Source organism: Paenibacillus sp. FSL H7-0942 (assembly GCF_045040715.1).
In the GTDB taxonomy this organism is placed as follows: Bacteria; Bacillota; Bacilli; order Paenibacillales; family Paenibacillaceae; genus Paenibacillus; species Paenibacillus amylolyticus.
The window spans coordinates 6,058,263-6,069,155 of record NZ_CP150279.1 but is presented as its reverse complement, the minus strand read 5'-3'; the positions used below and the strand labels follow the sequence as shown (position 1 = coordinate 6,069,155).

10 protein-coding genes are annotated in these 10,893 nt (G+C 44.3%); 7 read left to right on the top strand and 3 right to left on the bottom strand.

Translation table 11 applies throughout. From position 1 onward, the window contains the following. Window positions 1–65 precede the first annotated feature (65 nt). Together MHI48_RS26745 and MHI48_RS26740 are read right to left on the bottom strand one after the other, a co-directional pair. Complete coding sequence (locus MHI48_RS26745; RefSeq protein ID WP_076328836.1) at window positions 66–740, bottom strand: VOC family protein; 675 nt, start codon at window positions 738–740, stop codon at window positions 66–68. Between the two features lie 21 nt (window positions 741–761). Next, window positions 762–1,643, bottom strand: coding sequence for a LysR family transcriptional regulator (locus MHI48_RS26740; RefSeq protein ID WP_083677463.1), 882 nt, complete (start codon window positions 1,641–1,643; stop codon window positions 762–764). A 169-nt stretch (window positions 1,644–1,812) separates the two neighbouring features. Between MHI48_RS26740 and MHI48_RS26735 the strand changes: the two genes are divergently transcribed. Continuing rightward, window positions 1,813–2,994: a CynX/NimT family MFS transporter gene (locus MHI48_RS26735; protein WP_405142244.1), complete on the top strand. Its 1,182-nt coding sequence runs from the start codon at window positions 1,813–1,815 to the stop codon at window positions 2,992–2,994. A gap of 38 nt (window positions 2,995–3,032) precedes the next feature. On the opposite strand, the gene MHI48_RS26730 is transcribed toward MHI48_RS26735, so the two are convergent. Then, window positions 3,033–4,001, bottom strand: a complete 969-nt coding sequence (locus tag MHI48_RS26730; protein WP_076328838.1) for a YafY family protein — start codon at window positions 3,999–4,001, stop codon at window positions 3,033–3,035. A gap of 87 nt (window positions 4,002–4,088) precedes the next feature. Between MHI48_RS26730 and MHI48_RS26725 the strand changes: the two genes are divergently transcribed. The 6 genes from MHI48_RS26725 (at window position 4,089) to MHI48_RS26700 (ending at window position 10,881) form a co-directional block, all read left to right on the top strand. Beyond that, window positions 4,089–4,532: a VOC family protein gene (locus tag MHI48_RS26725; protein ID WP_076328839.1), complete on the top strand. Its 444-nt coding sequence runs from the start codon at window positions 4,089–4,091 to the stop codon at window positions 4,530–4,532. A gap of 228 nt (window positions 4,533–4,760) precedes the next feature. Continuing rightward, on the top strand, window positions 4,761–5,285 hold the full coding sequence (locus MHI48_RS26720) for a VOC family protein (RefSeq protein ID WP_179086536.1): 525 nt from the start codon (window positions 4,761–4,763) through the stop codon (window positions 5,283–5,285). 490 nt (window positions 5,286–5,775) lie between these two features. Next, window positions 5,776–6,681 (top strand): PAS domain-containing methyl-accepting chemotaxis protein, encoded by a 906-nt coding sequence (locus tag MHI48_RS26715; protein ID WP_076328924.1) that lies wholly within the window; start codon window positions 5,776–5,778, stop codon window positions 6,679–6,681. A gap of 148 nt (window positions 6,682–6,829) precedes the next feature. Beyond that, on the top strand, window positions 6,830–8,542 hold the full coding sequence (locus MHI48_RS26710; RefSeq protein WP_036668138.1) for a spore germination protein: 1,713 nt from the start codon (window positions 6,830–6,832) through the stop codon (window positions 8,540–8,542). Between the two features lie 39 nt (window positions 8,543–8,581). Next, a complete protein-coding gene (locus MHI48_RS26705; protein WP_047841650.1) occupies window positions 8,582–9,682 on the top strand; it encodes a spore germination protein in 1,101 nt (366 codons plus the stop codon). Then, complete coding sequence (locus MHI48_RS26700; RefSeq protein ID WP_051447013.1) at window positions 9,679–10,881, top strand: Ger(x)C family spore germination protein; 1,203 nt, start codon at window positions 9,679–9,681, stop codon at window positions 10,879–10,881. Before MHI48_RS26705 ends, MHI48_RS26700 begins: the two co-directional genes overlap by 4 nt. Window positions 10,882–10,893 lie beyond the last annotated feature (12 nt).

The following is a 10,893-nucleotide window of genomic DNA, read 5'->3' as shown; positions in this document are numbered from 1 at the left end:
CATAGAAGCCGAGTGAAGTCAGGATCATATTCCTGACTTCATTCGGCTTTTTTAGTTGTTCTCCTTTAATTAGATACAATCGAGTACATATCGTCCTGTATACGCAGACTACCGGGCTGCCCAGTTTCCACCTTCACCTCCGTAGCAAATACACTAGGCATGCGTCCGTCTGGGAACCAGGGCATCTGTTTATCAATGACAATAAACATGCCTTCTGCATCACCCGTGGGGGAGAATTGTTTTCCGTCTCCGGCAAATGGTTCAAGTTGATAATGCTCATTCAATGTGTTCATCGTCTCAGGAACATCATCGACAGGCAGACCGATTTCACTAATGCATAACAGATGCTTCGCTTCGAAAGTTTCATCAACTGCATTATCGAGTGAATGGTGAGTGATAAATTCCATCAAGTTGCCGCTTGGATCATAGAAATAGAAGGCTGTTGCATCCCAGTAGGGGAAATAAAATTCATCTTGTCCATCTTTGGATAGCAATGAAATGTTACGGTCTTGAGCCCATCTTTTTGCATCAGCAAGTTTATTCGTTGGAATCGTAAATGCTACATGATAGCAAGGCTTCTCTTGTTCTGGCGCCTTCTTGAAAGAGAGGACTGAGTTCCCCGCACGGAATGAAACGCATGTTGCATTATCCTCCACAAGATTCAATTCCAGTAGTGTACCGTAAAACTCTTTTATGGCCTCGACCTGATGTGTCAACAAAACAACTTCTCTTATTATCATTTCAATATCCTCCTTTTAATCTCACCTTTGATTGAAATACTCGATTGTTTTCTCAATAAATGCCTTGGCCGATTTCGTCAGATAACGGTCGGACCGATGGATGATCTCAAAGTGCCGGTATGGCGGATCGTCTGTAATTCGGATGCAACGTAGCGTAGGTTCATTCATGGCTTGGATCAGAGGATAAGGCAGCAGTGTTCCTCCAACGTTGGCTTTGACCAGGCTAATGATGGAGGTTGCTGAACTGGTCTCCATGATGGTATTTAGGCTAAATCCATATTTACGGCAATAGCCGTCAACCAATTCTCTGCCTGTGAATCCTTCGGGGAACATCACCGTTTGGATATCACGTAACTCCTGAATTTCAATTGTGCTTCGTTCAGCCCAATCATGATTCTCGGAAACGACGAGTACATATTCTTCACTGCACAAAGGAATGCGTACAAGCCGCCTATCCGGGGCAGACGTGATCTCGATGCCGATGTCGACTTCATTTTCCAACACTTGATTTACGACATAGATCGAAGAGATAACCTTCAATTGTACCTTGGGGAATCGGGCATGAAAATCAACGAGCAATGGAGTGATACGGTAATCCAAATCCGACGGAAGAACACCAATAACCAATCGTCCCCGCTGATCATTCCGAAATTCAGCTAGAGCATCCTGGGTATTCTGTAAATGCCGGATCATCTGTACACAGTGCTCCAGAAACAGAGTGCCTGCCTGGGTCATCACAATCTTTTTGCCGACACGGTCAAACAAAGGAACACCAAGTTCATCTTCCAACCCACGTATTTGTTGACTCAACGTAGGTTGAGATATGCCAAGTTTCTCCGCTGCCCGTGTAAAATGAAGCTCCTCGCACACCGTAATAAAGTTTTCCATTTGACGAATCTCCATGAATTCACCTCTAATCATTGGTTTTAGTAATCATTTTAATAGAAACAATAGTATTGTTCAATCATTATAATGATCCTATACTTAATTCGTGCACCACCCGAAGATCTTGTCATTAAAGAATAGGATCTTTGGTGAAGGCAACGAGACTACTCCCATGAGGTGATTCATAATGAAACTTTTTTATATTGTATTGGCGCTTATTCTGGCTTCACTGAACTTAAGACCACCGATTACTTCCATTTCTCCTCTGATGAGTACCATACAGAATGATCTGGGTTTGAGCGGCATGACCGCCAGTCTGTTAACTACACTACCGGTATTATGTATGGGTATATTCGCTCCATTCTCTGTAAGACTAAGTAGAAGGTGGGGGAATGAAGGAGCCATTGTGCTGGCTTTAATCCTTATTGGGATAGGTACGGGATTACGATTGTTCGTAGGCGCAACTCCGTTGATGATGTTCACTTCTTTTCTGTCTGGTGTAGGGATTGCATTGGCAGGGCCGCTGTTCTCCAGCTTCATTAAGCAGTATTTCCCTAACCGAGTGGCAGCCATGGTCGGCATCTACTCTACAGCAATGGTGATGGGGGCCAGCATTAGTGTGGGGTTATCGGTTCCGCTCCAGCATACGCTGGGTGGATCTTGGAGAGGTTCTTTGGCTACATGGGCATTACTCGCAGCAATTGCATTGCCGATCTGGTTAAAATTAGCTTGGTCTGCGCGTACAGAGCGGCAATCCGGACAAACTTCGGCTGTAGTCCATGCACCACTTCCGGTGAAGAACAGGCGTGCATGGGTGCTGACACTGTTCTTTGGACTGATGGCCGCGATCTTCTATTCATTAACTGCCTGGCTTGCGCCAGCCATTCAGAGTCATGGATATAGCCAAGAGACTGCTGGCAACATCCAAACGTTATTTACATTGATATCACTGCCCTCAACGTTATTCATTCCCATGCTTGTACATCGGTACCAAAGACGTGTCTTCTGGCTTGTTGGATGTGCGATGTTGGAGTTAATAGGTGTCCTGATGCTGAATCTCTCTGTCAGTCCGTGGCTTGCGGCGATTCCGCTCGGTATTGGTGCAGGTGGACTGTTCCCAATTGCACTCATGTTGCCGATTGATGAGACAAACAATGCTCAGGAAGCGAGTAGCTGGTCCGCTATGACTCAATCTGGTGGCTACATTCTTGGAGCACTTGGGCCGCTGGCGATTGGTTGGCTCCGCGATCTAACAGGCAGCTTCGTGCAAGCATTTTATGGTTTGGCTATCATCATCGTGTTGCAGATTATCGTTCAATTGGCTATTGGTAATAAAAAAAGTTTGAAAGTTAGCCGGGAGCAGAGCTAAAAGGCATGTAAAGTAAAATGGATATAGAAATATGATCTTTATACATGATCCAACAAGTCCAGATAGTACTGCCTTAATGCTTTCTGTAAGATGACGGGCTCCATAATCTTAATCGATTTACCATAGCCTGCAAGATATCTCACTATGAAATCAAGCTCGTGAGGTTCATATGAACCGACAAGATACATGTGTCCCATCTTCTCGGTGATCTGCATAGATGGAAAATGTTCTTGCTGGAATAGTTCCATCCCGGCTTCGTCCATAAGGCATTTGAATGGAATTGCTTGTTCCGATGGTTTCCATAGAGATTGGGCATCCTGTGAATAGAGTTCCTTTACATGAGTTAAAGGTTCAATCTCCGTTGTTTCGGCTGAAATGATACGGTCGCAGCGGAATACACGATACGCTTGTTTATGCAGATCATAGGCCTGACAATACCAATAACCTTTCCTGGCATAGAGCGCGATGGGTTGAATGGTGCGGATATTGGTGTTTGTAGAAGATGGCCTTTGATCAGAGGATCTACGCTGATTAGCGTACGTAATCTGGATCACTATATTCTGAACAGCAGCCATCAACAGAAACTCCAAATGTGCACTGTCGCGGATCTGCTCGGTATGTTGGAAGTAAACCCGGTGTTGGATGTTCTCAATATCCTGTCGTTGCTTGTCGGATAACGCGCTCATAAATTTCTCATGAATGGTCCGGAAAGAGACTTGAAAGGGTAAGCTGGAGAAGCTGCGGAGAGCCTGCATCGCAAAATAAAGGGCATGAAGCTCCCCCGTATTAAACGAAATGGGAGGCAGCTGCATCTGTTGCAGCAGTCGATATCCGCCGTAGCGTCCATATTCGACATAGATGGGCGCACCTAACTCTTCCAATGAAGCGATATCTCTTAACGCGGTTCGTTTGGATATCTGGAACTCCTGCATGAGATCTTGCAGGGTGAACTGTTGTTTTTGATTAATAAAGCGTAGCATCTGGTTCATACGTTCTGATTTTTTCATATCAAACCCTCTTAATGGTGCCATGGATTGGCACCTTTCGTTGTTATAGTGATAAGTGTAATTCAATAGGAACAAGGAGGCAATATAATGAATTTTGAAGTGATACCATTTTTGTCGATGAACGGGGATGCGGCGGCAGCCATTGCTTTTTATGAGGAGTTTCTGGACGCCAAGGTGATATTCAAGAAAAGTTATAAAGAGATGAAGGAGATGAACCCAGGTTTCGAGTACCCTGCCGGTCAAGATGAGTATATTACACATTCGGTGCTGGAGATTGGGGTTAACAAAGTCATGATTGCGGAAGAAGCAATGGACACGGAGAGAGCATGGCAGCTGGGGAACAGCACGTCACTATGTATTCAATCCAAGGATAAAGATACCATCGATCAACTGTATCATTCTCTGATGCAACATGAGGGTGTGAAGATACTGGTACCGTATGAACAAAATGAATTCAGCCCAGGATACGGTATTGTACGGGACCCATTTGGCATTGCGATTCAGCTATGTGTCACTGTACACGATTTTTAAAATGAGTTCAGGCCCCCGGTTAAGCACTCGGTATGTAAACCTGTAACTAACTTAAAAACATCAAAAAAAGAAGAGCCATGGATATCATGCGCTCTTCTTTCTTCGGTTTCAATACAAGGTTGTTCGAGCAACCGATGGTTATAGCGGACCCCTTTTCGTGTAAATCATATAGGTACGGATGTCGCTGTGTACAAGCAAGTTCAATGGGTAAAGGAAAGAAGGGATAACATGATTACGAGAGGAATTGACCATATTGGAATAACTGTACCGGACATGGAGCAGGCGACACTATTTCTACAACAGGCGTTTGGAGCTCAACTTGCCTATGACCATATAACGCCGGATGATCCCCCACAGGAAGGACCCGAGGCAGAGCTTAAATTAGGACTGCGTTCAGGAGCAAAGGTTATTCATATTCGGATGTTATCGCTCGGGGAGAGCGCCAGTATAGAGTTATTTCAGTACGCGAATACAGCGCAATCGGAGCCAGTTAGGGCATCAGATTACGGATTGCAACATATGGCGTTGTATGTGGACGATATGCAAGAAGCTGCACTACACTTCGAGGAAGCGGGCGGGGTGTTGCTAACAGAGCCTGGGGCGTTGACCGGTCATATTGAAGGTGGGGAAGGCAATCAGTTTGTGTATGGAAGAGCACCTTGGGGGATGCTGATCGAGCTGATCTCCTATCCTGCGGGCATTCAGTATCCGAATCACAGTGAAACGAAGCGCTGGACACCACGAAAAAAATAATAAAGATGAGACTGGATAAGAAACAGGACGATGCACGACAAATCGTTCTGTTTTTCTTGTATATAGGGGTTAAACGGTTATTAAAAAACAGAAATTATGTTACAAATACGTTACAAATACAGAAGTGTATACCTCTTTGCCTTATGTTACGATACGTACTAGTAGATACAGAGATATTTTACGGATAAGATAAGTTATAACGTCTCTTTTCTGGACGATGAACATGCTCCGAAAGTATTTTGATGGAAGCCTTTTATCCAGGATTTTGAAGAAGCATTGAAACGAAGGAACAACTATATATTTTGACTGAACAGGGTTGCAATAAAAATAAATGACAACAGGTGATCCAAAATGCTGCAAATCGGGTATCCATAGTAGAGCCATCTAGAACCTGATGGATACATATGTTGTTATGATCGTTTTTGCTAGTTAAATAAAGGCTGTCTATTATGGAATGAACTGTGGGGGTTATCAAGTGTCTATATTAGATATGGAAAAGAAAGATGTTGTCACCGATGCAATGGTCATCAAGTCGATGGAGAAAAGTCTTGCTATCATTCGATTTGATCTGGATCGCCGGGTAACCTACGTGAATGAAGTCTTTGCCCAGACGATGGGATATACGGTAGATGAGATGTACGGCATGAAGCATCAGCAACTGTGCTTCGGTCAATTTGCAAATACTCCGGAATATGATGCTTTTTGGAATAGCATATTTAATGGTGTCAGCTTTCAGGACAAGGTTGAACGCAAGGATGCAAAGGGGAATTCCGTATGGCTTGAGGCGACATATATGCCGGTGTACGATGAGACAAATCAGAAGATACTGGGTGTATCCAAAATCGCCACCAACATTACCAACCGTCAGAACAACATTTCGGTCGTAGTGAATGAGCTGAAAACGATGTCCCATGAACTGAATGGGCAGGCAGATGTAGGCATTGAACGGAGCCAGGAATTAATGTCCAGTATCTCCTATATCTCAGAGGTGTCAACTTCTAACCGTGCAACGTTGACCCATCTGCAGGAACAGGCCGGATCGATTCAGGGCGTGGTACGAACGATACGCGAGATTTCGTCTCAGACGCAACTGCTCGCGTTGAATGCTGCCATTGAGGCTGCACATGCAGGAGAATACGGACGAGGATTTGATATCGTGGCCAAGGAAGTTAAGAAACTATCTGCAATGGTGGAGAGTTCGATTAATGAGATTCGTGATAGCGTGACTGGAATAACCAAGGAGATTGGTAATATCACGGGTGGTACCAAAAAAGTAGAAGAATATGTGGAGCAGAGCCAGAAGCAGATTGAGATCGCATTGAATGATTTTACAGCAATTGCTGCTTCAGCTCACTTGTTGGATGCCAAAGCGGAGCATGTGACCAGAATCGTATAACAATATATAGTAATAGCGGTTCCTTGCACAGGAACCGTTTTTTTGTCGTTCAGTACTCAAAAAAACGGGAATTATTGTGATCAAACGGGGACACAATACTTGGGAATACCTGCAGCTATGTCATGCAGAGAAATGTTGGGGTGGGAACATGTGGTCAACAATTGTATCCTACGTGCCGGATTGGTCCATATGGATTCAGGCATTCTTGGTCTTCATCATTCCAATTGGTATTACATTGAGCATGCGCTGGATCAATGCTGCCATTAAGCGCGGAAGCTTCTCTCGTTCCAAGCCATCGTCCATATCCTCGAAGGATATCTCGCCAGCAGCCAAAGGGCAGGGTGAAGGGACCGAAACAGGCCACTATGCCAATATTAAATTAACCGAAAAGTACAGCATAAATCTGACGAGTGTGAAAGAAAGCTTTGGACTCAATGCAGACGTGCATATTCGGGAATTTATTATTAGGGGAACGAATACACGGGCTGCGGTCATTTATACCGAAGGCCTGGTAGATCAGGACTTAGTTGATGATCACTTGATTACACCGTTGATGTTCGAAGGTGTTCCTCTACTTAAGCAGGAGGGTTTCCTTCATCCAGACAACGCACACTTACTGTCGGCATATCTGCAAGATCAATTACTTCCTGTCAGTCTGGTTGAGGAGACGAAGTCCCTCCAAGAACTCGCAGTTGGTGTGTTGTTTGGGAAAAATGCACTGCTGGTTGATGGTTTGCCAGGTGCTTTATTAATTGGAGCTCATAAGATCAAAACAAGAGGTATGAATGAACCCTTGTCAGAGGGATTGCTTCGTGGGCCTCGTATTGGTTTTACAGAGCAATTAAGCGATAATACAGGCATTTTACGTCGTTATGGAAGTGATCAGAGCCTGTTTATTAAGAAGTATGAAGTGGGTTCACGGATCAAAAAAGATTTGGCGATAGCCTATATTCAGGATATTGCCGATCCAAATCTCGTTGCAGAAGTATGCAAGCGAATCGAAGAGATGGATATGGATTCAATGCTCGAATCAGGTTATGTGGAACAACTCATCGAAGATAATACACTGAGTCCTTTTCAGCAGGTACTGAATACAGAAAGACCTGACCGGGTGATGGGTGCCCTTCTGGAAGGCCGAGTGGCAATTTTGTTGGATGGAACGCCATTTGTATTAATTGTACCGGTGACCTTTAGCATGTTGCTTCAGTCTCCAGAGGACTATTATGAACGCTGGATTCCCGGAACATTTTTGCGAGTGCTGCGTTTTATGGCCGCGATGCTGGCATTGCTTGCTCCTGCGCTCTATATCTCGTTTATCTCGTTCCATCCGGGTCTTATTCCAACCAAGCTGGTATTGACGATTATTGAAACGCGTACCGGAGTGCCATTCCCCTCGATTATTGAGGTACTCATCATGGAGCTTTCAATTGAAATCTTGAGGGAGGCCGGGATACGCTTGCCCAAACCGATTGCGCCAGCGATGGGTATCGTTGGAGGTCTGATTATTGGCCAAGCAGCGGTGCAAGCGGGAATAATAAGCCAATTTCTGGTCATTGTCGTTGCGGTAACAGCCATCTCTTCCTTTACGATTCCGGTCTATAGTGCGGGATTAACGCTAAGGATTCTACGATTTGCCGCTATGTTCAGCGCAGCCGTACTTGGATTGTTTGGCGTGGTTATGTTCTTTCTGCTTGTGTGTACACATCTGGCACGACTCTCAAGCTTTGGCGTACCTTATGTTGCACCAGCCGTTCCTTATCACATGAATGAATGGAAGGATTTTGTTATCCGTGCACCGCTAAATATGATGAGAATGCGTCCCAAAATGACTAATCCGATAGATGATGATCGGAAAAAATAAATGGAATTCCATCTACTGAAGGTCTGGAGGTGAACTAAAGTGAATGGCTCCCAAGGAAAGCTAACCACGACACAGGCTGTTGTAATTATTGTCAATTACATGCTTGGTGCCGGGATATTGACGTTACCTCGAACGACCAGCAAAGCTGTCGGAACACCGGATGTCTGGATTTCCATTATCCTATCTGGATTCATTATCATAGGTGTCGGAATAATTCTGGTTACCCTGTGTCGCAGATTTCCAGAGAAAACCGTCTTCCAGTTCACCCGTGAGATTACGGGCAGCTGGATTGCTTACATACTGGGATTGTCTATGATTATGTATTTCATAGTTATTGCCGCATTCGAAATCAGAGTTATGGCTGAAGTGACTGGGATGTATCTGCTCGAACGCACCCCCACCTGGGCGATTGTGATGGTCTTCATGTGGATCGGTGTATATATGATTTCAGGCGGGCTTGGCGTTATCGTACGCGTGTTTGAGATCATCCTTCCAATTACGATTATTATATTTGTGATTGAAATTTTGCTTAGTAATCAGCTATTCGAAATTGGCAATCTGAGACCCGTACTCGGTGATGGGGTCATGCCGGTTTTCCAAGGGTTGAAGCCTTCACTATTATCTTATACAGGCTATGAGGTGATGTTAATCATGACTGCCTATATGAAAAATCCGAAGAAGAGCAATAAAGCGATGACCTGGGGGATACTCATATCCACTATTATCTACTTGATCACGGTGGTGATGGTTATAGGGAGTTTATCGCTCGATGGCATTAAAACTCGAACCTGGCCAACGCTGGATTTGGTAAGAAGCTTCGAAATTCAGGGTCTGATATTTGAGCGTTTTGAATCCTTATTACTGGTCATCTGGATTATGCAAATCTTTTCGACTACAGCAATTACACATTACTGCGCTTCGGTGGGTATTCGTGATTTGTTTCGTTCCAAAAAAATCAAAGGCATCATGTACGGCCTGCTTCCGTTCATTTATCTGACAGCAATGATACCCAAAACAGTGGATGATACTTTTGCACTAGGAGATATGCTGGGCAATGTGTCCGTATTTTTGTTTGGCATTTTACCTCTGGTACTACTGTTGTTAAGTCTGATTCGCAAAAAAGGAGGCAAGCATGCATGATTACATTCCGTATGTTGTTACGCTTAGCCACTGTATTATGCATTCTCTTAACGATATCCGGATGTTGGAGCAGTCGGGAGATAGAGGATCTAAGTGTCTATGTCGGTCTTGGAATTGATATCGGTAAAGAGACGGAATTTGAGGAGAACATCGCCAATCAGGGAGGAGGGTACTCCAAGCAGAACAATTTGACGGCCACGGTACAGATTGCTCCCGGTAATTCCAGCAGTCAAAAGAGCCAACAATCCGGTTCGCCTGCTTCTGGTAAAACGTCCTATTCCAATGAACAGCTTACCGGAGATTCCTTGCTGCAAATCTTTCGTCAGTTTGCACTGAGACGAGATCATCCGCTCATCGGACATCATCTGAAGGTTATCGTTGTGTCCAAGGATATCGCCAAAAAGTATGGTTTGGACCAGCTGCTGGATTTTGTACTTCGGGATAACGATATTCGTCCTAACTGTCTGGTGTTGATTAGCCATCATCGCGCTGTTGATGTACTGACTTCAGATGATCCTTCCCGGATTCCAGCATTTTATCTTACAGGTATTACCGGTAATTCATACTTGTCCAATAAAATCCTGGACCCCGTTCTACTCTCCAAATTAGATGCTCAAATGCAATCCGGTTCCAGCTTTTTGCTCCAGAATGTACTGAACTTCAATGGAGAGGACAAGTTCTCCGGTGCCAGTATCTTTGATGGGAAAACAACAAAATTCATCGGGGAACTCAGCCAAACGGATCTAGAAGGGCTATCTTGGCTCAGACCTAAAGAAAAAGGAGGTATCTTGAAGACATACAATAAAGAGGGGTTCACTGTTGTATATGAAATGAAGAAGAAAAAAACAACAATAATTCCAAAAGTGGTTGGCGATGATATTTCATTCCATGTGAAAACTGAATCCGAAGGCTGGTTGATGGAGGATTGGCGTGCTCCCGAGGAAGAGGAAAAAGGTGCGTATCTCAGTGAATTGGAAAAAGAATTTGCTGAACTTGCCAAACAACAGATTCGACAGTTGTTATACAAACTGCAGCATACCTATAAAGTAGATGTTGCGGATTTTCGGGATAGCTTGCGTATTAAAGAACCTAAAACATGGAAAAAAGTCAAAGACGATTGGGATAAAATTTTTAGCACCGTGCCGATCACCTATGAGGTAAAGACCACCATCACGAATCCGGGGTCTTCCACCGAATAGCGAGGTGTGCCA

What these genes read in the sequence shown, in the direction of transcription:
- MHI48_RS26730 (WP_076328838.1), bottom strand. Translation starts at nt 4,001, where the DNA reads ATGAAAAAATCAGAACGTATGAACCAGATGCTACGCTTTATTAATCAA.
- MHI48_RS26700 (WP_051447013.1), top strand. Translation starts at nt 9,679, where the DNA reads ATGATTACATTCCGTATGTTGTTACGCTTAGCCACTGTATTATGCATT.
- MHI48_RS26720 (WP_179086536.1), top strand. Translation starts at nt 4,761, where the DNA reads ATGATTACGAGAGGAATTGACCATATTGGAATAACTGTACCGGACATG.
- MHI48_RS26745 (WP_076328836.1), bottom strand. Translation starts at nt 740, where the DNA reads ATGATAATAAGAGAAGTTGTTTTGTTGACACATCAGGTCGAGGCCATA.
- MHI48_RS26715 (WP_076328924.1), top strand. Translation starts at nt 5,776, where the DNA reads ATGGAAAAGAAAGATGTTGTCACCGATGCAATGGTCATCAAGTCGATG.
- MHI48_RS26740 (WP_083677463.1), bottom strand. Translation starts at nt 1,643, where the DNA reads ATGGAGATTCGTCAAATGGAAAACTTTATTACGGTGTGCGAGGAGCTT.
- MHI48_RS26735 (WP_405142244.1), top strand. Translation starts at nt 1,813, where the DNA reads ATGAAACTTTTTTATATTGTATTGGCGCTTATTCTGGCTTCACTGAAC.
- MHI48_RS26725 (WP_076328839.1), top strand. Translation starts at nt 4,089, where the DNA reads ATGAATTTTGAAGTGATACCATTTTTGTCGATGAACGGGGATGCGGCG.
- MHI48_RS26710 (WP_036668138.1), top strand. Translation starts at nt 6,830, where the DNA reads ATGTGGTCAACAATTGTATCCTACGTGCCGGATTGGTCCATATGGATT.